The following is a 25,410-nucleotide window of genomic DNA, read 5'->3' on the forward strand; positions in this document are numbered from 1 at the left end:
CGAAGGAGCGCTGGGGTTAGTTGTCCCTCACCAAGCAAGATCGGTGGTTATGGGTCCCGGCCTTCGCCGGGACGACAACTGATAGATCAATGCCTAAAATGCCGCACGCCGGTGAACACCATGGCGATGCCGTGTTCGTCGGCGGCCTTGATCACCTCGTCGTCGCGCATCGAGCCGCCGGGCTGGATCACCGCGGTGGCGCCGGCCTCGATGCAGGCGAGCATGCCGTCGGCGAACGGGAAGAACGCATCGGAGGCGACCACCGAACCCTTGGTCAGCGGTTCGGCGAGCTTCAGCTCGGCCGCCGCGTCCAGCGCCTTGCGCGCGGCGATGCGCGCGGAATCGACCCGGCTCATCTGGCCGGCGCCGATGCCGACGGTGGTGAGGTCCTTGGCGTAGATGATGGTGTTCGACTTCACGTGCTTGGCGACACGGAAGGCGAATTTGAGATCGCGCAGCTCGGCGTCGGTCGGCGCGCGCTTGGTCGCGACCTTCAGGTTCATGTCCTCGACCACAGCGTTGTCGCGGCTCTGCACCAGCAGGCCACCAGCAACGGTCTTGGCGGTGAGGCCTGTCGCGCGCGGATCGGGCAGCGCGCCAGCAAGCAGCAGGCGCAGATTGCGCCGGCCGGCGATGATCGCGATCGCCTCCTCGGTCGCGTCGGGCGCGATGATCACTTCGGTGAAGATGCCGATGATGGCGCGCGCCGCGTCCGCGTCGAGCGTACGGTTGACCGCGATGATGCCGCCATAGGCCGAGGTGGAGTCGCAGGCGAGCGCGCGGGCATAGGCGGTGGCGAGATCGGGACCCTCGGCGACACCGCACGGATTGGCGTGCTTGACGATGACGCAGGCCGCGGTGCGCTGCGGATCGAACTCGCCGACGCATTCATAGGCGGCGTCGGTGTCGTTGATGTTGTTGTAGGACAGTTCCCGGCCCTGCAATTGCCGCGCAGTCGAAACGCCCGGGCGCTTTTCCGGCGTGGCGTAGAACGCCGCGGTCTGGTGCGGGTTCTCGCCATAGCGCAGCGGTTGGAGTAGCCGGCCGCCGATCGCGCGGAAGTCCGGCGCGTCGGTCTTCAATTCCTTGGCAAACCAGTTCGAGATCGCGGCGTCATAGGCTCCGGTGCGCGCATAGGCCTTGGCGGCGAGCCGGCGGCGCAGGCTGAGCGAGGTCGCGCCCTTGTGTGCGGCGAGCTCGTCGAGCACCGCCTGATAATCCTGCGCCTCGACCACCACGGCGACGTCGTCATGATTCTTCGCCGCGGCGCGGATCATCGCGGGACCGCCGATGTCGATGTTCTCGATGCACTCCTCGAAGCCGGCGCCTTTGTCGACGGTGGCCTCGAACGGATAGAGGTTGACGACCAGAAGGTCGATCGGCGCGATGCCGTGCGAGGCCATCGCCGCGGCGTGTTCCTTGTTGTCGCGGATCGCGAGCAGGCCGCCATGCACCTTCGGATGCAGCGTCTTGACCCTTCCGTCCATCATCTCCGGGAAACCGGTCAGCTCGGAGACGTCCTTGACCTTGAGCCCGGCCGCCGCGATCGCCTTGGCGGTGCCGCCGGTCGACACCAGCTCGACGCCATGGTCGGCCAACGCCCTGGCGAAATCGATCAGTCCGGTCTTGTCGGAAACGGACAACAGAGCGCGGGTCACGCGGCGAAGCTGTTCGGTCATTCTAGGAAATCCCTGGCTGTTAAGGCAGCCGGGTAGCATGGTTTGGTGCCCTACGAAACCGGTCCGTGCGACCGATTCCGGGGAAATTGCGGGCGATCCGATGCCCATTCTCCCGTCGTCCTGAGGTGCGAGCCCTTGCGAGCCTCGAAGGATGCACGGCCCGGCTGGCGGCCGTCGATCCTTCGAGGCTCGCCGAAGAGGCTCGCACCTCAGGATGACGGGTCTGAGATTAGTCGCTCTGATAGAGGCGGTACGCGCCTACAGCGGCAGTTCCGGCTCGCGGCGGGCGTTGCGGCGCGCGTTGGTGGCGGTGGCCGAGGTCGAGGAGCGCACGAAGCTCCAGCGGATGGTGGCGGCCTGACGGGCGTCCTGGCGGATCACGATCTGGGAGGTGCGGCGCGGGCCGTCATTGCCGGCCAGGAACACGCTGTCCTCGAGGTCGACCTTGTCGTCCAACGCCTCGAAGGTCCAGACGTCGCGGTTCGGCAGCACCAGCATCACGCCGCGGGCATCCGACAGCCGGCTCGCCTTCACCGACGGATGCAGATGGAAGCGCAGCGCGAAATCGGCCTCGCTGCCCTTGATGCGGCCGCCCGGCGCCGGCGACAGCGAGTCCTCGCCTTCGAGCCGGGTGCCATCCTGGGAGACCATCAGCACGCGGCGGTGGATCACGCCGAAGCGCGAGAGATAGCCGTCATGCGAGGCGGTGAGCACGTCGCCGTCGGGGACGGCTTCGCGGTAGCTCTCGACATTGTTGGGGCCGCTGGTGATCGGCGCGCCGCGCAACAGCCGCTTCATCGCCGACAGCTCGACGAACTGGCACGACGAGGTGTCGCGATAGGTCAGCGTCGAATGCGCCGCGGTGGAGCGTGCGAACGGCCGCCAATTGTCGCGCCCGGTCGACGGCATGCCGCAATTGACGACGATGCGGCTCGGCCCCGAGGACAGCTCGAACGACAGGCAGCCGGCATGCGCATCCTGGCTGACGCTTGGCGGCGGCGGCGGGCCGGTGTCGATGATCAACGCCGTGGTGCCGGCATCGAGCCGCTGGAATCCGCTATGCGGCATGCTCGCCATCGGCACGCCGCGGGTGTCGTCATAGGCGAGCAGCGTCGCGACCAGATCTGACGGCGCGGTCGACATGCCGTTGAACAGCGCGAAGCTGCCGTCGCCGTGACGGAAGAAGCGCAGCATCGGCATCATGCGGTCGATGGCGTTGAGCAGCGCCGGCGGCGGCGCGATATTCCGTGCAGCAAAGGTCTGGCGCAGCGGCAAGAGATCGCTGAGCAGCTCGACCAGCGCGCCGGGATTGCGCGAGATGTGACCGCCATCGGGCAGGATCTGGCGCTGCAATTCGTCCGACAGCCGGCGCGTGGTCGTCTTGATATTGCGCGCCTGGTTGGCGAGGCAGAGCGAGGCGTAGCACAGCGCGATCAGCACCTGCAGGCGCGGCACGCCGTCATTGTCGAGGATGGAGTAGCGCAGATAGCGGATCTCACGCGCCAGCCCGCGCAGATATTTGCGGTAGAATTTTCCGTCGGTATCGCCGAGCACCAGCGGTGCCTGCGACAACAGCGAGATCACGCGCCGCGCGCGGACATCGGCGCGGCGCTCCAGCGGCCGCCTGCGCGCCTGGTTGGAGATCCAGTCGTCGACCAGCGAGCGGGCGTTGGCGCGGGTCAGCGCGGTGTCGGCGGCGCGCAGATGGCGCAGCCAGCCGAAGCCGAGCAGGGCGGCTTCCCAATCCTCCGACGGCGGCTCGAGGTCGAAGATCGAGCGGCCGTGGCAGGTGACGATCTTGCCGGCGAAGACGAATCGGCCGGCATAGATCTCGGCGGCGCGGGTGGCGTCGGCGGTCCTCAGGTCGTGCGGGGCGATGATCAGCCGGTCGGTGCGGCCGGGCCACAGCCGCGAAAGCGCAACCGTGCTCCCGCTGGCGCGCGCGATCACGCTGCGCGCGAAGCGGCCAGCAATCAGCGTCGAGATGCGTCTGCTTTGAGCGACCGACACGCCTAACCTTGCGGGGAGGGAATTTCAACGAATCCTTATTTAATCCGGAAACGCGGCCAAGACACCCTCTTGATACCGCACGAATCACTTCGAGCTTAGAAGACTGAAGTTTAAAATCAGGACTTAACCAGCCTGGCGGCGTAAAACCCGTCCAGCCCGCCCAGCCGTGGGTCGGCGTTGGGCAGATGGCAGGGCAGGGTGCGCAGATCGCCGTCGGCGGTAATGATGTCGTCGAGGCCGGCGACCTCGTCCTTCTCGACCGGCGCACGGCGCAGGCCCGATTCGCTCGCCAGCAGCGCGGCGATCGCCTGCTCGCCTTCTTCCGGCTCCAGCGAGCAGGTGCAGTAGACCAGCGTGCCGCCCGGCTTCAGCAGAGTGGTGGCCTTTTGCAGCAGCCGCTTCTGCAGGGCCGATAGCGCCGCGATATCGCCTTCCTGGCGCAGCCAGGCGACGTCGGGATGGCGGCGGATGGTTCCGGTCGAGCTGCAGGGTGCGTCGACCAGAATACCGTCGAAGCTTCCGGCTGCCGCGGGCCATTCGGCGGCGTCGGCGACGACCGTCTCGGCCTCCAAGGCCAGTCGCGTGAGATTGTCGCGCAGCCGCGCGACCCGCGCCGGCGAGCGGTCGATCGCGGTGACATGTGCGCCTGCCAGCGCGAGCTGTGCGGTCTTGCCGCCGGGCGCGGCGCAGAGGTCGGCGATCGCCTTGTCCTTGATGTCGCCGAACAAGCGCACCGGCAGCGCGGCGGCGGCGTCCTGCACCCACCAATGGCCTTCGGCAAAGCCCGGCAGCATCGTGACGGAACCCTGCAGCAGCGTGCGCACGGTTCCCGTCGGCAGCGTCTCGCCATGCAGACGGCTCGCCCATTGCGGCGCGTCCGACTTCACCGTGAGGTCGAGCGACGGCTCATGGCCGAGCGCCAGCGCCATGTCGCGCGCGGTGGCTTCGCCATAATGCGCGTTCCAGCGCGTCAGCATCCATTGCGGCAGGTCCAGCGTCTGCGTGCTGGTCTCATCGATCAGGCCCTGGCCCTCGCGCGCGCAGCGGCGCAGCACGGCGTTGACGAGCCCGGCATATTTCGCCGCGCGCCGGTCCGACTGCACCAGCCGCACCGACAGATCGACCGCGGCATGGTCCGGCACATCCATCCAGAGGATCTGGGCGGCGCCGATCAGGAGCGCGCTCTGCGCGCGCGGCGCATCGGTCGGGATGCCGCGATCGAGCAGGCGCGACAGCAGATGGCCGAGCGTGCCGAGCTTGCGCAGGATGGTCGAGACCAGCCGGCGCATCAGCGCGCGATCGCGATCGGCGAGCGATTTCAGGCCGGGATGCGCGCCGGCGCCGTCGAGCTGATCGTCGAGCGTGCGGTGCTTGTGCAGCACGCCATCGAGGATGTCGGCCGCGATACGGCGCGCCGCGAGACCGGGGACTTCGGCAGGAACTGCAAATCTTGAAGGAGGCATGAAGCGGAGATATCTCGAAGGTGCTGGAGTTACATTCGGCTCATGCCCATCAACTCGAGAACACCTCTGGCATGCGAATATGCCAAATGTAAGAATCACCCTGCGGGATTTCGCGATCGTGATGCCGTCGCTGAGCCAACACAGAGATACGAAAACCGCAGGCGGAAAGTTTTGCCAAGAAAGTCTGCCATGTCTGAGAAATCTGTGTCGGAGAAATCTGCATCGCCGCCGGAACCCGCGCCGCGCAAGCCGCTGACGCCGGCGGCGCAGCGCGCGCTCGCCGAGGCCGACGCGCGGCGCAAGGCCGCCGAGGAGCTAGCCGCGCAGGAAGCGGCCGCACGGCCGAAGGAATTCCAGGGTCCGAAGGGACCGGAACCGACGCGTTACGGCGATTGGGAGACCAAGGGTATCGCCTCGGACTTCTGAGAGCCGGACTTCTTAAGGGGTCTTGTGGAGAGTCTTGCCCGGCGTCTCGACTCAGGCCAGTCTGGGAATATGTCCCCATACGAGAGAATAAATCCTTATCGTGGGACGGGACGTCCGCCCTTCCGAAGGTCACCTTGGGGCCGGCGCGTCTCGGCGGCGCTGCCCTGGGTGTTCGTTCTCGGCATCGCGGTCGGCAGCATGCTTCCGATCCGCCAATGGGTGCCTCAATGGGTGCCGTCGCACTGGTCGTTGAACCGGTCGCGCGATACCGACGTGATCTGGCAACGTGCCGGCGCGCCTGACGTGAGGCACAGCGTTGACGTCATCAGGACGATCGATGGCGACACATTCGAGGCGCGGGTGCATCTCGCGCCGGGGCCTGATCTTTACACACGGGTCCGGTTGCGCGGCATCGACGCGCCGGAGCTGAAGGCGTCCTGTCAGCGCGAACTGCAGATGGCGGAAGCGGCAACCGTCGCGCTGCGCGATCTGCTCGGCCAGGGCGATGTCGCGATCTACAATATCGGTCCCGACAAATATCAGGGACGCGTTGTCGCCGACGTTGCGACGAAGAAGACCGACAACGTCTCGGCCGCGCTGCTCGCGGCCGGCCATGCGCGTGCCTACAATGGTGGCCACCGCTTCGGCTGGTGCGGAAATTTGATCCGCTAAGCGACAGCGATCACCGCTGCCACGGTACCGGATCGGCAAACAAAAAGCCGCGCGGATGCGCGGCTTTTTCCTCGCGAGCTTTTGCGGAAATCAGCGGGTGACGACGACCGTCGTGCCGACCGAGACGCGCGAATAGAGATCGGTAATGTCGTCGTTCAGCATGCGGATGCAGCCGTAGGACACGAAGCCGCCGACCGAGCCCGGCCTGTTGGTGCCGTGGATGGCATATTCGCCGCCGGTCAGCGTCATCGCGGCCACGCCCATCGGATTGGCCGGCGAGCCGCCTGCGATCACGTTCGGGATGCTCGGCTTGTCGCGCTTGACCTCTGCGGGCGGCGACCACGCCGGGTAGCGATACTTGCCGTCGATCCGTGTGGTGCCGGCCCACTGCTTGCCGGACCTGCCGACGCCGACCGGATAGCGCACCGCATGGCCGGAATCGAGAATGAGATACAGCCGCCGTTCGTTGGTCTTCACCACGATGGTGCCCGGCTCATAGGCATCGCCGTGCATTCCCACCATTTCCGGCCGCGCTTCGGCCGTCTGCGACATCGAAACAACAGCACCAAGGGTGGCAGCCAGCGCCACCGCAATCTTCAACGACATCAACCTCTCCACTTCCCAACGGCCCCGACGAGGGGGCCAAAAACGAAGGTGCAGAGCCCTGAAAAAACCGGGCCCGCTGGTCTCGCGCACGCAATATTAACCGCGTGTCTTAACCGGATGGTTTTCATCGCGGCCGCGAGACACGTCCTGATGGCCGGAGAGAAGAAAAAGTTCGGATTAAAGTAAATGACCTGAAAACAACACTTGGCCGCAAACGCGCCTCAGTGCCGCCTTGCCTCTGACAATCCCGTGAAATGGCGAGGGCCGGAGTGTGATGAGATTACGTTGGATAGCGGTCGCGACCGCGGTGCGCTCCCTCTCCCGCAAGCGCAGGGCCATCGCATATCTGCTCGATCCCTCCACAAACTCGTCATGCCCGGCCTAGTGCCGGGCATCCACGTCTTGGCTTACGCGTGCGAAAGACGTGGATGGCCGGGACATAGGCGAGCGGAAGCGACGCCGTCCTTCGGACGGCTATGCCGGCCATGACGAATGTGGAAATTCCAGCGCCAAGACGTTCGTTGCTGCAGCAAAGCGAAAGGCCGCGGCGGTGATCGCGCGGCCCTTCTTTCATGTCCCGATCTTGCGGTAGCCGGATTACTTCTTGTTCTGCCGGTTCTGCACGAGGTCATCGACCACGGCGGGATCGGCCAGCGTCGAGGTATCGCCGAGGCTCGACGGCTCGTCCTCGGCGATCTTGCGCAGGATACGGCGCATGATCTTGCCGGAGCGCGTCTTCGGCAGGCCGGGCGCGAACTGGATCAGATCCGGCGAGGCGATCGGGCCGATGTCCTTGCGGACCCAGGCGACCAGCTCCTTGCGCAGCGCCTCGGTCGGCTCGGTGCCCTTCATCAGCGTGACATAGGCGTAGATGCCCTGGCCCTTGATGTCGTGCGGATAGCCGACCACGGCGGCTTCCGACACCGCCTCATGCGCGACCAGCGAGCTCTCGACCTCGGCGGTGCCCATGCGGTGGCCGGAGACGTTGATGACGTCGTCGACGCGGCCGGTGATCCAGTAATAGCCGTCGGCGTCGCGCCGGCAGCCGTCACCGGTGAAGTACTTGTTCTTGTAGGTCGAGAAATAGGTCTGCTCGAACCGCGCATGGTCGCCATAGACCGTGCGCATCTGGCCCGGCCATGACTTGGTCAGGCAGAGATTGCCCGAGGTCTCGCCTTCCAGAGTCTTGCCGTCGGCGTCGACGATCTCCGGCACCACGCCGAAGAACGGCCGCGTCGCCGATCCCGGCTTCAGCTTGGTGGCGCCGGGCAGCGGCGTGATCAGAATGCCGCCGGTCTCGGTCTGCCACCAGGTGTCGACGATCGGGCAGCGCTCGTCGCCGACCACGCGGTAGTACCACTCCCAGGCTTCCGGATTGATCGGCTCGCCGACCGAGCCGAGCAGGCGCAGCGATTGGCGCGAGGTCTTCTTCACCGGCTCGTCGCCGCCCTGCATCAGCGCGCGGATCGCGGTCGGTGCGGTGTAGAAGATGTTGACCTTGTGCTTGTCGACCACGTTCCAGAACCGCGAATTGTCCGGATAGTTCGGCACGCCTTCGAACATCAGCGTGGTCGCGCCGTTACAGAGCGGCCCATAGAGGATGTAGCTGTGACCGGTGACCCAGCCGACGTCGGCGGTGCACCAGTAGATGTCGCCGTCGTGATAGTCGAACACGTATTGATGCGTCATCGAGGCGAACACCAGATAGCCGCCGGAAGTGTGCAGCACGCCCTTCGGCGTGCCGGTCGAGCCCGAGGTGTAGAGGATGAACAGCGGGTCCTCGGCATGCATGTGCTCGGCCGGGCATTCCGTCGTCACCATCTCGGCGGCCTCGTGATACCAGAGGTCGCGGGTCGGGTTCATGTCGATCGCACCGCCGGTGCGCTTCACCACCACGACCCAGTCGACGCCGCCGGTCTTGGCGATCGCGGCATCGACATTGGCCTTCAGCGGCACTTTCTTGCCGCCGCGCAGGCCTTCGTCGGCGGTGATGACGACCTTGGAATCGCAGTCCTTGATGCGCTGGGCGAGGCTGTCAGGCGAGAAGCCGCCGAACACCACCGAATGGATGGCGCCGATCCGCGCGCAGGCCAGCATGGCATAGGCGGCTTCCGGAATCATCGGCAGATAGATCGTGACGCGGTCGCCCTTCTTGACGTTCCGGGTGCGCAGGATGTTGGCCATCTTGCAGACTTCGTCGTGCAGCTGGCGGTAGGTGATGTGCCTGGATTCGGAGGGATCGTCGCCCTCCCAGATGATCGCGGTCTGGTCGCCGCGCTTCTCGAGATGCCGGTCGATGCAATTCCAGGCGACGTTCAGCACGCCATCCTCGAACCATTTGATCGAGATGTTGCCGGGCGCGAAGGAGACGTTCTCGACCTTGCTGAAGGGCTTGATCCAGTCGATCCGCTTGCCGTGCTCGGCCCAGAAGCCGTTGGGGTCCTTGACCGAGTGCGCGTACATCTCGCGATATTTGGCGTCGTTGACATAGGCGCGCTTGGCCCAATCGGCCGACACGTCATAGATCTTCTCGGACATCGCTTTCCTCCACTCATTGCCGATCGCACACGACGCGACGGCAAGCCGTCTTGATCATTGCCGCGATTATGCGTTGCCGCATTCCGGCCCGGCAAGGAAAAAGGACTGTCACTTTCGTCGCGGGGAAGCCGCCGGACATTCCGCCGGCCTCCGCATCTGATCGGGCGGTTTACCGCGCCTCGTTGACGAGCGAAACCTATGCGCGATCGCGTGCTCCGCGTCACTGGTCTCTTGGTCGTAGTGATGTCGCGCTCTGTGCAGCTCGCGGTCACAGCAGCAGTGTCGCTGCACGATGACGACCCGCCGGCGCCGACTTGGCTCGACGGCTTCAGGCAGAGTTGAACGAAGTGTCGGACGCCGCCGCGATGATCGACGCCGACAATTGCTCCGCCGGCGACCGGCGTGGCCCGACGGCCCGTGAGCTACGAATTTGTCGAGGCGACGCCGGTGACCCCCGCAAACCCTGCCCGCGGGCCAGCGGTTCGGCCAGCCCGGGGGCCGCCGGCATCAGGCGGCGTTTGAGCGCGGAATTGCGCACGAAGGGGCACGATCTCCGACCTGGTCTGCGCGGTCCGGCCCGGCCTGCTCGGCCCTGTCAAAGCCGGTTCCGGGCATTGATCCCGCCATTTTGACCGGTCCCGGACAGGCCAAAATCAAGGTTACGGGCGAATGGCACCCATGAAAGGTAATTAGAAACCGTCAATAACTGATTCGCGACTCGCAATGTCGGCCCCGACGCCTTAAATCGCCAATCCGAGGCCGGACGGCCCCACCGGAACGAAGCCCGAAGCAACGGCATTACCGGGAGAACAGCGGAACAAGGCGTTTTGGAAGTATGATGGATCAGCAGAACATCGCGGCTGTGCGGCCCATGTCCGCCGATCCCGCTGTCGCCTTGGCGAAGGCGCTGGGCCAATGGCCCAAGCGGCCGCAGGCAAAGTTGCAGCCGCCGCGAGCCAAGCTCAACCTCGACACGCCCATCAAGACCTCCGTCGAGGATCTCGCGCGCGATCTGGGCCTGCGGCTCGGTGACCAGAACGAGCTGACCATCCGCCGCATCAAGCGCGGCAAGAATTATTCATTCGTCCGCGCCAACGGTTCGCGCGTCCGCGACGCGCGGACGATCCGCCGGCTGCACGCGATGGCGGTTCCCCCGGCCTATCGCCAGGTGCGCTACTCCAACGATCCGAGTTCGCATCTGCAGGCGGTCGGCCGCGATGCCGCAGGTCGTTTGCAATACCGTTATCACGCCGATTGGGAGAAGGTCCGCGAGCAGCGCAAGGCGCATCGCCTGGCCAAGCTCGTGGCGGCGCTGCCGAAGATCCGGCGCAAGGTCTCGGCGTTCCTGTCCGGCGACGAGCCGACGCGCGAATTCGCGCTGTCGGCGGTGATCGAGCTGATCGCGCGCACCGCGATCCGGCCCGGCAACGAATCCTATGCCCGCCTCAACGGCACCCGCGGCGCCACCACGCTTTTGAAGTCCAACGTCACGCTTGAAGACGATTCTCTGGTGCTGACCTTCAAGGCCAAGGGCGGCAAGGCGGTGCGCAAGGAATGCGACGCGGCCAAGCTGGTGCGGGCGATCGGCATCCTGCGCGGTGTCCCGGGCAAGCGCATGTTCCAGTACTACGACCGCTCCGGCATCGTCCGCGCCGCCTCGACCACGGCGGTCAACGCGTTCCTGCGCGAGATCGCCGGCATCAAGATCTCGCTGAAGGATTTCCGCACGCTGATGGCGTCGGCCGTCGTCGTGGAGTCGCTGTCGCGGATCACGCCGGCCACCAGCCAGCGCGGCCGCAAGCGCCAGGTGCTGGACGCGATCCGTGCCGCCGCCGACCAGCTGTCCAACACGCCGGCGATCTGCCGCAAGAGCTACGTCCATGACACCATCGTCACCGCGTTCGAGGACGGCATCCTCGAACGCTTCGCCGCGACGATGGGAGGCTACCGCACCCAGTCCAAGCGCGAGCAATTGCTGGCGCAGGTGGTGATGGCGGCGGGGGCGTAAGCTTCACACCCAACTCACCGTCGTCCCGGCCAAGCGAAGCGCGAGCCGGGACCCATAACCACAAATGTCCAAGATGTAGAACGCTGGGGCCGCTGCCCTGCGCGACTGAGAGAGACGTGTGGTTATGGGTCCCCTGAGTTCACAAACGAAGTGCAACACTTCCTTGAGGAGGTGTTGCGATGGGGCGGAGTTACGAGCAGCTATCCCTGGACGAGCGATGCGAGATTGCCCGGCTTTCGGCCAATGGCAGCTCGGTCCGGCAAATCGCGGCAGCTCTGGATCGCTCGCCATCAACGATCTCTCGGGAGCTGACCCGCAATCGAGGCGTCCAGGTCGGCTACAAACCCAGCTATGCCCAGCAACAGATGCGAGCACGGCGCTGGACGGGCGTACGCCTCGAACGGGAGCCCGGCCTGCGCCGTGCGGTGTTGGAACGCCTGGGTCGGGGCTGGTCGCCCGAGCAGGTCGCCGGCCGGCTGGCCCGCGAACACGGCCGCAAGGTGATCTCCCACGAGACCATCTACCGCTTCATCTACGCCCAGATCCGACGCACCTCGGACTTCAGCTGGCGGCGTTATCTGCCGCGCGGCAAGAGCAAGCGCGGTTACCGCGGCAAGAAGGGCGGCAGCCCCGCAAGCTTCATCGAAGGCCGTGTTTCCTTGGATCAACGGCCTATCGAGGCCGCCGATCGCAGCACTCCCGGTCATTGGGAAGCCGACCTGATGATGTTCTCCAAATACGGTCAGGCCGTCCTGACTGTGCATGAGCGCACCTCGCGCCTGCTGCTCGGCATCCGCCTCGCCAGCAAGGTTGCGCGCGGGGTCGCCCGTCATCTCGTTCGCTTGTTCGCATCCCTGCCACAGGACCTGTGCCAGACCGTCACCTTCGACAATGGCACCGAGTTCGCCTGCCACACGGCGCTGCACCGCCTCGCGATCGAGACCTTCTTCTGCGATCCGCACGCGCCCTGGCAGAAGGGCGGCATCGAGAATGCGATCGGTCGAATGCGGCGCTTCATCCCGCGCAAAACCGACCTCGCAACCCTCCCGACCCGCCGCTTCCATCAGTCCTTCAACGCCTACAACAACACCCCGCGCAAATCTCTTGACTTCCAAACTCCCGCCGAGGCCTTCTCCCAAGTGTTGCACTTCGAGTGTGAATCCACCTCCCTGCTTTCGCAGGGACGACAGGAGAGGAACGCTACAGCCCACCCATCTTGCAGACCATCTTCCATTCCTCCGCGGTCACCGGCTGCACCGAGAGCCGCGAATACTTCACCAGCGCCATGTCGGCGAGCTTCTTATCGGCCTTGATCGCGGCCATCGTCACCGGCGTCTTCAGCGGCTTGTCGGCCTTGATGTCGACGCAGACGAACTTGGCGGTCTTGTCGGTCGGATCCGGATAGGCTTCCTTGATGATCTCGGCGATGCCGACGATCTCCTTGCCTTCATTGGAATGATAAAAGAACGCCTTGTCGCCCTTCTTCATGTTGACGAGATTCTGCCGCGCCGTGAAGTTGCGCACGCCGGTCCAGGCTTCGCCCTTCGCGCCCTTGGCGACCTGCTGGTCCCACGACCAGGTCGACGGCTCGGATTTCACCAGCCAGTAGTTCATCGCAACTCACCCCGTTCCAAAACGCCGATTGCGCGGCAATCTACAGGCACACAGATGCCCGCGACAAGCGCGGGCATCTGATCAGAGCGTTTTCGCGCGAAGCCTGTCCCGCACTTGATGCGGGATGGGTACCGGTTCGCGCGAAGAAGACGCGTCAAATGAGGAAGCCATCACGCTCACTGCTTCAGATATCGATCGAAGAATTTGGCGATGTCGGTGAACGCCTCTTTGGTCTCGGGCGCATCGACGTTCATCTGGTACTGGGCGTGCGACTGCCCTTCATAGACATTGAGATCAGCAATCACGCCGGCGCGCCGCAATTTGCGATGGGTGCGAACCGTGTTGCTGAGGAACAGGTCGCGCGTGCCTGACGTCAGGATGGTCGGCGGAAAACCCTTGAAGTCGCCGTAGATCGGCGAAATGTAGGGATTCTTCAGACTGGTCCCGTTTGCATAGAGCTTCGCCGCGCGGCCGAGCCATCCATCCCAGGTCACCAGCTCATTGTCGACCCACTCATTGCTCGCGTAGCTGTCACCGATCTTGTCGATATCGGACCATGGCGTGCCCGGCGCAATGGCGGCGGGCAGCGGCAGCTTCTCATCCCTCGCGCGTAACACCATTGCGAGCGTCATCGCCCCGCCGGTCGAGGTGCCGAAGATCGCGAGCCGGTGGCGCTCATGCGACCTCAAGACCGCCTTCCAGACCGCCATCGCATCGTCCAGCGCGGCCGGATAGGGGGAGTCCGGCGGCATCCGGTAGTCGACCGAGATCACCTTGAAGCCGCCAAAGCCGGCCATCATGATGGCTTCCGGCAACGCTGCCTCGCCGGGCCCGAACACATAACCGCCGCCGTGCACGTGGATCAGCAGGCGCCGCCGGTTCTCGAGCGCGATCTTGTTCGGCGTGACGATGAAGCAGTGTACGCCGGCAATCTTGGTTTCCTCGACCTTGACGCCGAGCTTCGTCTTCATCGCCGGAAGACCCGCGACCAAGAGCTTGGCACGGCGATCGATCAGCTCCTTCCATTCCGCTGATGTCTTCGGGTCGGCATTGAAATGCGGCGGATAGGGCGCGCCGATGATCGCCTGCATTTCGGGAGAGACGTCATTCGCGGGATTGCCGATCGATTTGAGCGGCGCGACCCGCTTGCCGTTGTCGGCGTTGGCTGCGGCCTCGCTCCTGGCAAGGTCGTCGTACGAGGCTGCAGTTTGGGCGTGGACCGTGGCGGAAGAGGCAGCGAGTGCAAGGCTGAACGAAACAAGGCTGAGCGAAACGATGGCGCGTTGCGGTTGACGCATGTGTTTTTCCCTTGGGATCCGCTTTCGATTGTTAGACCGGGATCCGACGGCTCGCCGCCACGCTAGTACAGCGCCTTCAGGCCGTGAAGGGCGGCTTGCGAGACACTTTGGAGGGTTATTGCTCCGACCCGAACGGCCGCGCCAGCAGGCGTCGATTGTTTTGAAATCTGGAATGGTCTCTGCCGAAATCGGGCGATTGTGCCAATACGTTTTTTCTGTGAACGGTCGTCGCTTGTTCGACGGAGGTCACATGCTTCTCAATCGCCGCACGTTCACGGCCATGACCGCAGTTTCGGTCGCGACGGCGGCAGTGCTGCCGTCCCAGGTGCGCGCCGCAGGGCGTTCGTCATTCAAGGCGATCGCCTTCGACGGTTTTCCGATCATCGATCCACGTCCGGTATTCGCGCGCGTGGAGGAGATATTTCCTGGCAAAGGTGCCGAGTTGAGTGCCTTGTGGCGCACGCGGCAGTTCGAGTACGGCTGGCTCCGGACGCTTGGCGGACGCTACACCGATTTCTGGCGCGTCACCGAGGACGCGCTGGCCTTCGCGGCCAAGGCGTTGAAGATCGAGCTGTTGGCGGAGCAGCGCGACCGCCTGATGCAGACCTATCTGGAGCTGAAGGCGTGGCCTGACGTGGGGCCGGCGCTGCGGCAGCTGCGTGATGCAGGCCTTCGCATGGTGTTCCTGTCGAATCTCACCGCGCCGATGCTCGATGCCGCCATCAAGAACTCCGGGCTTGAGGGGCTGTTGGAGCCTCACCTCTCAACCGACAGGGTTCAGGCCTTCAAGCCCGATGCCCGCGCCTACCAGATGGGCGTCGACGCGTTCGGGCTGCCGAAAGAAGAGATCGTCTTTGCGGCGTTCGCCGGTTGGGATGTCGCTGGAGCGAAGTGGTTCGGCTATCCGACCTTCTGGGTCAACCGCGCCAACGCGGCAGTCGAGGAGCTTGGCGTCGCGTCTGACGGAATGGGATCGGGATTGAACGACCTCGTCGCCTTCGCGACGGGGCGTTGACTAACCTTCCGCCTTGAACGGACGTGTCAGCAGGCCTTCGATCGCCGCGTCGATGGTCAGCCGGTTGCTGAGGATCGCGGCGACCGCGTTCGATACCGGCATGTCGACCTTTCGCGAAGCGGCGAGCTCGCACAAGACAGGCGCAGTGAACGCGCCCTCGGCGAGCTTGCCGACCGGCGCGGCTTCACCGCGTCCGAGCGCGAGGCCGAGCGCGAAATTGCGCGATTGCGCGGTCGAGCAGCTGAGCAGCAGATCGCCCAATCCCGATAGGCCGGCGAGGGTTTCAGCGCGCGCGCCGCAGGCGCGGCCCAATCGTGCCAGCTCGCTGAATCCGCGCGTGGTCAGCGCTGCGAGCGCGGAGGCGCCGAGATTCCTGCCGACCACGATGCCGGCGGCGATCGCCAGCACGTTCTTGGCTGCGCCGCCGATCTCGACGCCGCGCACATCGGTGGTGTGATAGGGCCGGAAGGTCGCTGAACCGAGCGCCTGCACCAGCGCGCCGGCCAGCGCCTCGTCCCTGGCGGCCAGCGTCACCGCAGTCGGCAAGCCGCGCGCGACGTCGTCGGCGAAGCTCGGTCCCGACAGGATCGCGGGCACGGCGCCGGGTGCTGCTTCCGCGATCACCTCGGTCATGAATTTGTGGGTGCCGTGCTCGATGCCCTTGGCGCAGGCGATGACAGGCGTATCTGGCTTGAGGTGCGACGCGATATGACCGACCGCGGCGCGCAAATGCTGCGCCGGAGTCACGGCTAGGATGATGTCGGCGCGGGCGGCAGTAGCGATGTCAGACGTCACGACGATGCCGGGCTGGAGTTGAAAACCAGCCAGCTTCGGGTTGACGCGTGTTGTCTGGATCTGCGCCGCATGCTCGGCATTGCGCGCATACAGCGTCACCTTGCGTCCGGCGCGCGCCGCGACCTCGGCCAATGCGGTGCCCCAGGCGCCGGCACCGATCACACTGACTGACTTGTGCGCGGGCATCAAAACCCTCGGTTCAATATCCGGCGCGGCTGTTGGCGTAGCCGGCCGGCGCCTTGGCGTTGGCATCGAGCAGCCAGCGGGCGCGCGGCGGCGCTTCCATCGTGTCGGTCAGCCCGAGCGCCATCCGCTCGGCGCCGGCCCAGGCGATCATCGCGCCATTGTCGGTGCAGAGCGCCGGCGGCGGGATGATCAGCGTGGTCTGCGCCGTCGCCGCGACATCCTGCAGCGCACTGCGGATGGCATGGTTGGCGGCAACACCGCCGGCCGCGACCAGCGCGCGCGGCGTGCCGAACCGCTCCTCGAACAGTTTCAAGCCAACGCTCAGGCGGTCCGCGGTCGATTCCAGCACCGCCGCCTGGAAGCTCGCGCAGAGATCGCTGATGTCCTGCGGTTCGAGCGGCTCCAGCCGGCTCGCTTCGTTGCGCACCGCGGTCTTCAGTCCCGACAGCGAGAAATTCGCATCGGGGCGGCCGAGCATCGGGCGCGGAAAGGCAAACCGCGTCGGGTCGCCGCCGGCGGCCGCGCGCTCGACCTCCGGCCCGCCCGGATAGGGCAGCGACAGCATTTTTGCCACCTTGTCGAACGCCTCGCCCATCGCGTCATCGACCGTGGTGCCGAGCCGCACATAGTCTCCGACGCCGACCACGGCGACGATCTGGGTGTGGCCGCCCGAGGCGAGGAACAGGCAATAGGGAAACGCCAGCGCGCAGGTCAGCCGTGGCGTCAGCGCGTGCGCCTCGAGATGGTTCACCGCGATCAGCGGCGTATCGTGCACCATCGCGATCGCCTTCGCGGTGGTGAGACCGACGATCACGCCGCCGATCAGGCCGGGTCCGGCGGCCGCCGCAACCGCCGACAATTGGGCATAACTGACGCCGGCCTCCTTCATCGCGGAGGCGACGATGCCGTCGAGCAGGTCGACATGTGCGCGCGCTGCGATCTCCGGCACCACGCCGCCGAAGCGGGCGTGCTCATCGGTCTGCGAGCGCACGACGTTGGAGAGGATTTTTGCCTGCCCGTCGGCCTGCCGCTCGACCACGGCGGCCGCAGTTTCATCGCAGGTGGTCTCGATCCCCAACACCAGCATCGGTGGTTCGTGTCCCAATTTCGGCCCTTGTGCTACGAGCATGATCCGGACGGGCCGGAACCGGGTTCCGGCCCGATCTGCTCACTAGAAATGTTCCCTCCGGGGTAGCATTGCGAGGTCTTGAAGTGCAATCGGTCGGCAAGGTCCATTTTCCAAGGTCCAATCCAAGGTCCAATCCAAGACTGGAGGCCTGAACCGTGACGATCCTTGTCACGCGGCCGCATCCGGACAATGACGCGACGCTCGCGACGCTGCGGGGGCGCGGCTTTGACGCGCTGGTTGCGCCGGTGCTGCGCTTCGAGCCGTTGCCGTTCCATGATGACGATGGGGATTATGACGCCGTCATCCTGACCAGCGCCAATGCGCTGCGCGCGGTCGATCTCACGGCCAGCCGGCTGTTGCTTCTGCCGCTGTTTGCGGTCGGGGCGCACACCGCCGATGCCGCGCGCGCCGCGGGCTTCGACAGGGTGATCGTGGCCAAGGGCGACGCCGGCAGCTTGCGCGATCTCGTGCTGGCGCGGGTCAAGGCCGGCGAACTCGAGGCCTCGGCGACGCTGCTCCATCTCGCCGGCGCCGACCTCTCGCGCGATCTGGCGGGCGAATTGGGCGAAAAGGGGCTGACCGTCGTCACCCACACCACCTACCGGATGGCGCCGGTGGCGGCCTTTCCCAGGGAGGTCAGCGACGCTTTCCTGGCGAACCGGATCACCGCGGTGCTGCATTATTCCCGCCGCAGCGCGCAGGCGTTCCTGGACGCAATACGGGCCGATGGCGTCGAGATATCGGCCCTCGCTTTGCCGCAATGCTGCATTTCGGCGGCGGTAGCCGCAGTGCTCCGTGACGCCGGCGCGACCAAGGTGGTGGTGGCGGCACAGCCCGACGAAAACGCCCTGCTCGAGGCACTCAGCCGCACCCTGCGGCCGTGAGCGGTATAATTCTTTCGTCTCGACATGATGTTAGGCGGTGCCCGGTTTTTCGGATCGTGCTCTAAGAACTTCGGCCGATTCTGTTAGAATGTGCGGCCAATAGTTTTGAGGACCCCCTGCGATGGCTGAAGAAAGGCCCGACGACCCAGGACCTTCGCCGGATTCCCGGCCCAAGCGCGCGCCGCCGACCATCGATCTTCAGGCGACCGAGGTCTCCAGCGAGCCGCCAAAGACGGAGGGGGCCGAGGAGGCTCCCAAGGACGCTGTCAAGGAAGCTGCCGAGGCGGACGCTGCCGCGGCTGAAGCCGAGCGCCAGCCCGAAGCTGCGCCTGAGGCGGAGCCGCAGCCCGAGACCGCCTCCGTGGCGCGGGACACTGAGCCGGCGCGGCCGGTGTCGCCCTGGGTGGTGGCGCCGGTATCGGGCGCCGTCGCGGCGGCGCTGGTGATCGGGGTCGGCTGGCTGCTCGGCTGGCCCGCGGTGCAGACGGCCTCGGCGCCGCAGCCCAGCGCGGTAACGATCGACGAACTCGGCACGCGCCTGACCGCGCTCGAAGCAAAGGCCAGCCGGCCGGCCGCGGCGGCTGCCGATCCTGCGGCGACGGCGCGGCTGGAGGCGCTCGACAAATCGATCGCCGCGCTGCGCACCGAGCTTGCCGCAACACGGGCGCAATCCGACAAGCTTGCCGCCGCGGTCAACGACGCGAAGGCTGCGCCGCGCGATGGCGCAGCTGCGCCAGACATCTCCGGCATCACGGCGCGCATCGACAAGGTCGAGGGCGCGGTGAAGGCGCAGGGCGCCGCGATCGCCAGGCAGGACAGCAAGATCGCCGACACCAAGGCCGAGGCGAAGGCGGACGATGCGCCGCTGCGCCGCGTGGTCGCGGCGTCGCTGCTCGACGTCGCGGTTCGCCATGGCGATCCCTATGGCTCCGCGCTCGAGGCCGCGAAAGCGCTCGCGGATGATCCCGCGATGCTGAAGCCGCTCGAGACGTTCGCGACGTCAGGTGTGCCGAGCCCGAACGCGCTGTGCCGCGAGCTGATCGAGATCGTGCCGCAACTGGCGCCGCCGGCGCCGGAAGCGGCGACGGCGAATGCCGGCTTGGTCGATCGTTTGCAGGCCGGCGCCTCCAAGCTGATCCGCATCGAGCGGACCGATGGCACGGGGACCGATCGCGGCAGCATCGTCGCGCGCGTGACATCGGCCGCCGTGCATAATGACCTCGCATTGACCGAGCGTGAATTGAAGTCGTTGCCGCCGGCCGATCGCACTGCGGCGCAAGCCTGGCTCAACAAGGTAGACGCGCGCCGCGCCGCGCTCGACGCGTCGCGTAAATTTGCCGACAACGCCATGGCGGCGCTCGCCACGGTCAACCAGTAAATCTTTGCAATAGGTTCTTGATGATCCGCATCATTCTGTTCCTGCTGCTGATCGCGCTCGCTGCAGCGGGCGCGGCCTGGATGGCCGATCAGCCCGGCGATCTCGTGATGTCATGGGGCGGCTTCCGCCTGACCTCCAAGCAGCCGATGTACCTGCTCGGCCTCGTCATCGTCGCCGCGATGGTCGCCGGCGTCATATTGCGCGGGCTGTGGAAGGTCCCGGGCCACATCCGCCGTGGCAGGCGCGAACGGCGTCACGCCCGCGGCCGTCATGCCATCACGCAAGGCCTGCTCGCGATCGGGCACGGCGATTCCGCAGGCGCCCGCGCGCATGCCGAAGTGGCGCGGCGCCACGCCGCCGGCGATCCGCTGGCGCTGTTGCTGCACGCGCAATCGGCACAGCTCGACGGCGACCGCGACGGCGCGCAGCGCGCCTTCCGCGCCATGGCCGAGCGTCCCGACACACGATTGCTCGGCCTGCGCGGTCTGTTCATCGAGGCGCAGCGCGCCGACGATCCGGTGGCGGCCGTGATGATCGCCGAGGAAGCGTTGAAAATGTCGCCGTCGTCGTCATGGGCCTCGCATGCGGTGCTCGGTTTCTGCTGCGCCAAGGGCGATTGGGCCGGCGCGCTGTCGATCATCGACAACAACCAGACCGCCGGACTGATCGACAAGGCGACCTATCGTCGGCAGCGCGGTGTGCTGCTGACGGCGCGCGCGCTGGAGTTCGAGACCGTTGATCGCGACCTGTCGCGCTCGAGCGCGATGGAGGCGGTCAAGCTGGCGCCGACATTGATTCCGGCCGCCGTGCTATCAGCCAAATTCGAGAGCGAGGCGCATCAGGTGCGCCGTGCGATGCGCATCGTCGAGACCGCATGGCTGGCGCAACCGCATCCGGATCTCGCCGATGCCTATTCCCATGTCCGGCTCGGCGATGCCGCGCGCCAGCGCCTGGTGCGCGTCGAGACGCTGGCGGCGAAGACTCCAGGCCATATCGAAGGCGCATTGGCGATCGCGCGTGCTGCGATCGATGCGTCCGAATTTGCGAAGGCGCGTGCCGCGCTGGAGCCGTTCATTGCGGCGCCGACGCAGCGGGTCGCGCTGCTGATGGCGGAGATCGAGCGCACCGAGCACGGCGACAGCGGCCGGGCGCGGGCCTGGACCTTGCGCGCGGTGCGCGCGCTGCACGATCCGGTGTGGACCGCCGACGGCTATGTCTCGGATCGCTGGCGTCCGGTGTCGCCGGTCACCGGCCGTCTCGATGCCTTCCAGTGGCAGACGCCGGTGGCGGCGCTGCCGTCCGACAAGGGCCATGCGATCGAGCCCTCGCCCTTCGAGGAGGCGATGCTGGCGCCGCGGCGGGTCGAGCCGCCCAAGGAGGTGGCCGATGAGCCGCCGGCGGCAAAGCCGGTTGAGCCGGTCGAGGACAAGCCGGTCGAGATGAAGCCCGTGGAGGAGCCGTCCGCTCCGCCCGTGCAGGATAACGCCCCGCTGCCGGCCGCCATCGAGGCCGAGTCGGCCCCGGCCGAAGCCGCCGCACCGGAGCCGGCCCCGCCGCCGGCGGTCGAGCCGGCGCCCCCGGCCCCGGCCCCCTTGTTCCGTTCGCGGACCGACCTCCCCAAGGCCGCGCCGGCACCCATTCCGGCGGTGATCCCGATTATCAGGGCCCCCGACGACCCCGGGGTCGATGAGGACGGCCCCGTGGACGAATTTGCGGAACAAATCGGCCCACCCAAGGCCCAGATCGGCGGTTGGCGCGGATTTCTGGCGCGTTTGGGCAGCTAATTCGCGGTTAGGTAACGGCTGTGAGGTTAAATAACCGCATCTTCTTGCCAATCGGGGTCATGCCCGATATCAGGTGGCGCGAATTATCAGGCCGTTGCCGAACGGTTCGCCGCAATAGCTCAGTTGGTAGAGCACGTCATTCGTAATGACGGGGTCGGGGGTTCGAATCCCTCTTGCGGCACCACCCTTTCACCGGGCCGGAAGCGCTTTCGCAGTTAGCAATGACGCACCCCGACCCCTTTGCGTGGCCCAGTTAGGCCTTGCGATCGTGCCCTCAAGCGCCGTGGTTACCTGCGGGTTACAGGTTTGAAGGAAAGGTGTCGGCGATCGGAGGGCTGCGCGGTTTCGGTTGTCAAACTGTACCGAGAGTTCGAATCCCTGACCCTCCGCCACTATGCCCGGCGCATTATACGTAAGCGGCCAGCACGAAATACGCGTAAGCAGTGCGAAGAGAGCTAGCTTTCAATTCTTCTCGAAGGGATCGCGAACAATGCTCGCGTGATGCGATCAATGCAGAGGGGCAGATCTCGTTCAATCTGATGTTCCCATATGCCGACGACTCGCCAACCGTTCCGGCGCAGGATACGCCGATTTCGTTGATCGCGCTTAATGTTAGCCGCGAGCTTTTCCTCCCAAGCCTCAGACAACTTATGGCGCCAGGTTGGGAACCGCGAGCCGTGCCAGAAATCACCATCAACAAACACTGCGACTCGCTGGTCGCGGAAGACGAAATCCGGCCGGCCCGGCAAATCCGCCGAATGGCTTTCCCAACGAAACCCCAAGCCGGACACTCGCTCTGCGATCATCCTTTCGGGCCCGGTGTCTCGGCCTCTGATCCGAGACATGAGCACGCTCCGCTTCTCGGGGGACATGATATCTCCCCGGTGAGCCCTCAGCTTTTTCTCTGCAATCTTCTTCAAGGATGAGAGGCTCCGCTTCAACCCTTACGTAAGTGAGAGCAGTTCAGTTCGATCGGGCACAACATGCAGGCAGGGGCCGATGCCGTGCAGATTGTTTCGCCAAGCTCAATAGCTGCCGCATAAAGTACTGCGTCTTCATCCTTGCCAACGAGAAGCGCGGTAGCAATCTGATTCTCGATATTCGATTTTTGTCCCGCCACGCGCTCAAAGACACGACTTGCTACGCGAATGAGTGCGCTATCGTTGGGCCGATCGTGGCTTTTCTCGCTTAAAGCCATCGCGCGACGAGCTGTCTTTTCGTTTATTCCAATCGATATCAGCTCTCGGACTGACGGCGCATTGTTTGCGGCAAGATACTTTGCGAACGCATCGAGGGTAGGCGCAATCTTGCTCATCCCGATTGTGCGAAGGTGGCCAGCGCGGTGATCGTCTCGGAGATAGGCCCGGGGGTCCGGCCAGTCTTTGCGGAAGTTTGGCCAGAATAAATGCGCCTTCCCGCGCTGCCCTCTGTCGCCAAAAAGTAACTCGCCTGTCAGATTTAGCCAGACGTCGGCTTCGAGCCGCCAAGGCCGCTGCGAATTCTTTTTCGCCTCGCTATCGAACCATTTCCGCATGGTCTTGCGAATCTTTAGGTGCGTATCGACCAACCGAGAGCTTGGGCGACCTCGACCCTGAGATGAGCCGAGGAAGTCGAGTATCCTTCGCCCAATAGCTTGAGCAACGAAAGGGGCTACGGCCTCACCTATTTGTTTGAAGGGAGCTGTCCGCGGACCCGCGAACCTGAACCAGTCAGGAAACGACTGAACTCTTGCTGCTTCTCTAATAGACAAAGTGCGGTGCTGGTCGGGGTGTATATACCAGTATCCATCCTTAGACATATGCGCGGCGATGGTACGGCAAGGCTCGTCCCAAGCTAATCTGTTGTACTTGTCGGTAAAGCTATTGGCATCGTACCTGCGTAGTTCTTCCGGAAGCTGATCATATCGGGTCTTGTCCGTCATCATACGAAACGCAATCAGATCGTCTTTCCTGACAGCGCGCGTGACATGATCAAAGAGTACTTCGTTTGGAAGCGAAGCTCTCAATTTCTTCTGCAGCTCCGTTATAGGGCCTCGGTAGGGTGGTGTAGGCTCGTCCCATCCTTGTCCGTCGTCAGATAATTTGAGACTAATCAGGCTTTTCGAGAAGGGAGGCTCTGGCTCATCTGTTGTTGGAGTTTAAGCGGCCTGCAGTTGGTGCTGCAAGCGGCGGTTTGCGATGGTCTCACGCTTGATGCGCTGTCGTTCGGTTAGGATGGTCTCGGCTCTGCCGAAGTAGACGTCAGCCGGGGTCAGGTTTTTGATGCTCTCATGATAGCGGACGTGGTTGTAATGCTCGACGAAGGCGCCGATCTGCCGTTCGAGGTGGTGAGGTAGATAATAGTTCTCGAGCAGAATGCGGTTCTTCAGGGTCTGATGCCAGCGCTCGATCTTTCCCTGGGTTTGGGGATGATACGGAGCGCCGCGCACGTGCTGCATGCCCTTGTGTTCGAGCCACCTGGCCAGATCGTCCGCGACGTAACTCGAACCATTGTCGCTGAGAAGCCTCGGCCGGTGCGCGACGGTGATGTGGTCAAGGCCGGAGGCCGCGAGTGCCTGGTCGAGTGTGGCCGTGACGTCGGAGGCACACATCGTGGGACCAAGCCTCCAGGCGACGATGTAACGCGAGAAGTCATCGAGCACGGTCGACAGGTAGTACCAGCCCCAGCCGGTGATCTTGAGGTAGGTAAAGTCGGTCTGCCAGAGCTGGTTGATGGCGGTGGTCTTGTCCTTGAACTCGTTCGCCGCCTTGATCACCACATAGGCGGGGCTGGTGATGAGGTCATGCGCCTTCAGCAGCCGATAGACCGATGCCTCGGAGACAAAATACTTCCGTTCGTCGGTGAACCGCACGGCCAGCTCGCGCGGCGACAGCTCGGGCAGCTCCAGCGCCAGGTCGATGATCTGGCCCCGCACATCGTCGGGGATGCGATTCCATATCCGGTCAGGTCGAGACCGGTGGTCAGCCAGCGCCTCGACGCCGCCATCACGATAGCGATCATACCATCTATAAAACGTGGCGCGTGGGATCCCGAGCTTGTCCAGCGTGCGCTTGGCCGGCAGGTGCGACTGCTCGACCAACTGGATGATCTCGGCCTTCTCGGACGCAGGATATCTCATGCCTCGTCCTCCCCATCCCCGTTCATGCTTTTTTTGAGTAGGCGGTTCTCAAGGGTGAGGTCGGCCACGACTTCCTTCAATGCGGCCGTCTCACGACGGAGATCCGTCACCTCGCCGGAGGTCGCCGCACGCGCCGTATCGCCCGCCAGGCGGCGCTTACCGGCTTCGAGGAACTCCTTCGACCAGCCGTAATACATTGAGCGGCAATGCCCTCACGCCGGCAGAGCTCGGAGATGTTCTCCTCGCCCCGCAGTCCTTCCAGCACGATGCGGATCTTCTCTTCCGCCGAATACTGCCGGCGGGTCTGGCGCCGAATGTCCCTTAGTACCTGTTCTGCCGGCGCTTTGCCCGGTCCGGATTTCTGCTTCATCTTCGCTCCTGGTGGCTACGATGAACCAGAAATCCTCCCTCCGCAAAATCCTTCAATTTGTCTCACACGCCCTGACGGCAAACACAACATCTCCTCGACCTACGGTCACGAGGGTGCGGCTGGCGCCTCTGTCTATGTCGGCAGCAAGCATGCGGTCGAAGGCATCACCAAGTCGGTGGCGCTTGAGACCGTCAGATCGGGGATCCGTGTCAACGTCGTGGCGCCTGGTCCCATCGATACCGGCATGCTGACCCGCTTTACGGGCACGCCGGAGAACAAGGCGGCTTTGGTAACGACTGTTCCGATGGATCGCCTCGGCCGCCCAGAGGAGGTCGCGAACGCCATCGCCTTCATCGCGTCGGACGAAGCATCGTTCATCACGGGCCATGTATTCAACGTCGATGGCGGCAAGAGTCGCTGACCTCTCTGGACGCCGG

The 25,410-nt window shown here is 64.9% G+C and carries 19 protein-coding genes, 1 tRNA gene and 3 pseudogenes; 10 read left to right on the plus strand and 13 right to left on the minus strand.

Annotated elements, in window-relative coordinates:
* Positions 1-86 precede the first annotated feature (86 nt).
* The 3 genes from purH to WDM24_RS00275 all read right to left on the minus strand — a co-directional run bounded on the left by purH (position 87) and on the right by WDM24_RS00275 (position 5,152).
* A complete protein-coding gene (gene purH, locus WDM24_RS00265) occupies positions 87-1,679 on the minus strand; it encodes a bifunctional phosphoribosylaminoimidazolecarboxamide formyltransferase/IMP cyclohydrolase (protein ID WP_338830010.1) in 1,593 nt (530 codons plus the stop codon).
* Positions 1,680-1,937: 258 nt separating this feature from the next.
* Positions 1,938-3,689, minus strand: a complete 1,752-nt coding sequence (locus WDM24_RS00270; protein ID WP_166300349.1) for a heparinase II/III domain-containing protein — start codon at positions 3,687-3,689, stop codon at positions 1,938-1,940.
* Positions 3,690-3,805: 116 nt separating this feature from the next.
* Complete coding sequence (locus tag WDM24_RS00275) at positions 3,806-5,152, minus strand: RsmB/NOP family class I SAM-dependent RNA methyltransferase (protein ID WP_338830011.1); 1,347 nt, start codon at positions 5,150-5,152, stop codon at positions 3,806-3,808.
* Positions 5,153-5,341: 189 nt separating this feature from the next.
* Between WDM24_RS00275 and WDM24_RS00280 the strand changes: the two genes are divergently transcribed.
* Both WDM24_RS00280 and WDM24_RS00285 read left to right on the plus strand, forming a co-directional pair.
* Positions 5,342-5,578, plus strand: a complete 237-nt coding sequence (locus WDM24_RS00280) for a DUF1674 domain-containing protein (protein ID WP_338830012.1) — start codon at positions 5,342-5,344, stop codon at positions 5,576-5,578.
* A 69-nt stretch (positions 5,579-5,647) separates the two neighbouring features.
* Positions 5,648-6,250 (plus strand): thermonuclease family protein, encoded by a 603-nt coding sequence (locus WDM24_RS00285; RefSeq protein ID WP_338830013.1) that lies wholly within the window; start codon positions 5,648-5,650, stop codon positions 6,248-6,250.
* Positions 6,251-6,340: 90 nt separating this feature from the next.
* Here the strand turns inward: WDM24_RS00285 and WDM24_RS00290 are convergent, their stop codons facing one another.
* Together WDM24_RS00290 and acs are read right to left on the minus strand one after the other, a co-directional pair.
* Positions 6,341-6,856, minus strand: a complete 516-nt coding sequence (locus WDM24_RS00290) for a L,D-transpeptidase (RefSeq protein ID WP_166300364.1) — start codon at positions 6,854-6,856, stop codon at positions 6,341-6,343.
* A gap of 597 nt (positions 6,857-7,453) precedes the next feature.
* Complete coding sequence (gene acs / locus WDM24_RS00295; protein ID WP_338830014.1) at positions 7,454-9,394, minus strand: acetate--CoA ligase; 1,941 nt, start codon at positions 9,392-9,394, stop codon at positions 7,454-7,456.
* 835 nt (positions 9,395-10,229) lie between these two features.
* Between acs and WDM24_RS00300 the strand changes: the two genes are divergently transcribed.
* Together WDM24_RS00300 and WDM24_RS00305 are read left to right on the plus strand one after the other, a co-directional pair.
* Positions 10,230-11,402: a DNA topoisomerase IB gene (locus WDM24_RS00300; protein ID WP_338693884.1), complete on the plus strand. Its 1,173-nt coding sequence runs from the start codon at positions 10,230-10,232 to the stop codon at positions 11,400-11,402.
* Positions 11,403-11,581: 179 nt separating this feature from the next.
* Positions 11,582-12,568 (plus strand): annotated as a pseudogene (locus tag WDM24_RS00305) (IS30 family transposase); the annotation flags it as partial.
* A 34-nt stretch (positions 12,569-12,602) separates the two neighbouring features.
* On the opposite strand, the gene WDM24_RS00310 reads toward WDM24_RS00305, so the two are convergent.
* Together WDM24_RS00310 and WDM24_RS00315 are read right to left on the minus strand one after the other, a co-directional pair.
* On the minus strand, positions 12,603-13,016 hold the full coding sequence (locus WDM24_RS00310) for an EVE domain-containing protein (protein WP_338693882.1): 414 nt from the start codon (positions 13,014-13,016) through the stop codon (positions 12,603-12,605).
* Between the two features lie 176 nt (positions 13,017-13,192).
* Positions 13,193-14,314: an alpha/beta hydrolase gene (locus WDM24_RS00315; protein ID WP_166300371.1), complete on the minus strand. Its 1,122-nt coding sequence runs from the start codon at positions 14,312-14,314 to the stop codon at positions 13,193-13,195.
* A 250-nt stretch (positions 14,315-14,564) separates the two neighbouring features.
* On the opposite strand from WDM24_RS00315, the gene WDM24_RS00320 reads away from it, so the two are divergent.
* On the plus strand, positions 14,565-15,329 hold the full coding sequence (locus WDM24_RS00320; protein ID WP_166307788.1) for a haloacid dehalogenase type II: 765 nt from the start codon (positions 14,565-14,567) through the stop codon (positions 15,327-15,329).
* On the opposite strand, the gene WDM24_RS00325 is transcribed toward WDM24_RS00320, so the two are convergent.
* Together WDM24_RS00325 and tsaD are read right to left on the minus strand one after the other, a co-directional pair.
* Complete coding sequence (locus tag WDM24_RS00325; protein WP_338830016.1) at positions 15,330-16,310, minus strand: NAD(P)H-dependent glycerol-3-phosphate dehydrogenase; 981 nt, start codon at positions 16,308-16,310, stop codon at positions 15,330-15,332.
* A gap of 13 nt (positions 16,311-16,323) precedes the next feature.
* A complete protein-coding gene (tsaD, locus tag WDM24_RS00330) occupies positions 16,324-17,397 on the minus strand; it encodes a tRNA (adenosine(37)-N6)-threonylcarbamoyltransferase complex transferase subunit TsaD (protein WP_338830017.1) in 1,074 nt (357 codons plus the stop codon).
* Positions 17,398-17,594: 197 nt separating this feature from the next.
* On the opposite strand from tsaD, the gene WDM24_RS00335 reads away from it, so the two are divergent.
* The 4 genes from WDM24_RS00335 to WDM24_RS00350 all read left to right on the plus strand — a co-directional run bounded on the left by WDM24_RS00335 (position 17,595) and on the right by WDM24_RS00350 (position 21,669).
* Positions 17,595-18,323, plus strand: a complete 729-nt coding sequence (locus WDM24_RS00335) for a uroporphyrinogen-III synthase (RefSeq protein WP_338830018.1) — start codon at positions 17,595-17,597, stop codon at positions 18,321-18,323.
* 121 nt (positions 18,324-18,444) lie between these two features.
* The gene (locus WDM24_RS00340) at positions 18,445-19,701 is read left to right on the plus strand and encodes a hypothetical protein (RefSeq protein WP_338830019.1); all 1,257 of its coding nucleotides are present in this window, start codon (positions 18,445-18,447) and stop codon (positions 19,699-19,701) included.
* A 20-nt stretch (positions 19,702-19,721) separates the two neighbouring features.
* Positions 19,722-21,485, plus strand: coding sequence for a heme biosynthesis protein HemY (locus WDM24_RS00345; protein WP_338830021.1), 1,764 nt, complete (start codon positions 19,722-19,724; stop codon positions 21,483-21,485).
* 108 nt (positions 21,486-21,593) lie between these two features.
* Positions 21,594-21,669 (plus strand) — tRNA-Thr (locus WDM24_RS00350).
* Between the two features lie 271 nt (positions 21,670-21,940).
* Here the strand turns inward: WDM24_RS00350 and WDM24_RS00355 are convergent.
* The 4 genes and pseudogenes from WDM24_RS00355 to WDM24_RS00365 all read right to left on the minus strand — a co-directional run bounded on the left by WDM24_RS00355 (position 21,941) and on the right by WDM24_RS00365 (position 24,919).
* Positions 21,941-22,405 (minus strand): very short patch repair endonuclease, encoded by a 465-nt coding sequence (locus WDM24_RS00355; protein ID WP_338830022.1) that lies wholly within the window; start codon positions 22,403-22,405, stop codon positions 21,941-21,943.
* Between the two features lie 17 nt (positions 22,406-22,422).
* On the minus strand, positions 22,423-23,019 hold the full coding sequence (locus tag WDM24_RS00360) for a hypothetical protein (protein WP_338830023.1): 597 nt from the start codon (positions 23,017-23,019) through the stop codon (positions 22,423-22,425).
* A gap of 93 nt (positions 23,020-23,112) precedes the next feature.
* Positions 23,113-23,409, minus strand: a pseudogene (locus WDM24_RS44275) (DNA cytosine methyltransferase); the annotation flags it as partial.
* Positions 23,410-23,622: 213 nt separating this feature from the next.
* A pseudogene (locus tag WDM24_RS00365) lies at positions 23,623-24,919 on the minus strand (IS3 family transposase).
* Here WDM24_RS00365 and WDM24_RS00370 point away from each other — a divergent pair.
* Complete coding sequence (locus tag WDM24_RS00370; protein WP_338830024.1) at positions 24,837-25,394, plus strand: SDR family NAD(P)-dependent oxidoreductase; 558 nt, start codon at positions 24,837-24,839, stop codon at positions 25,392-25,394. The pseudogene WDM24_RS00365 and the gene WDM24_RS00370 sit on opposite strands and share 83 nt — an antisense overlap.
* Positions 25,395-25,410: the final 16 nt, after the last annotated feature.

The sequence above is a fragment of the Bradyrhizobium sp. 27S5 genome (genome assembly GCF_037217225.1).
In the GTDB taxonomy this organism is placed as follows: Bacteria; Pseudomonadota; Alphaproteobacteria; order Rhizobiales; family Xanthobacteraceae; genus Bradyrhizobium; species Bradyrhizobium septentrionale.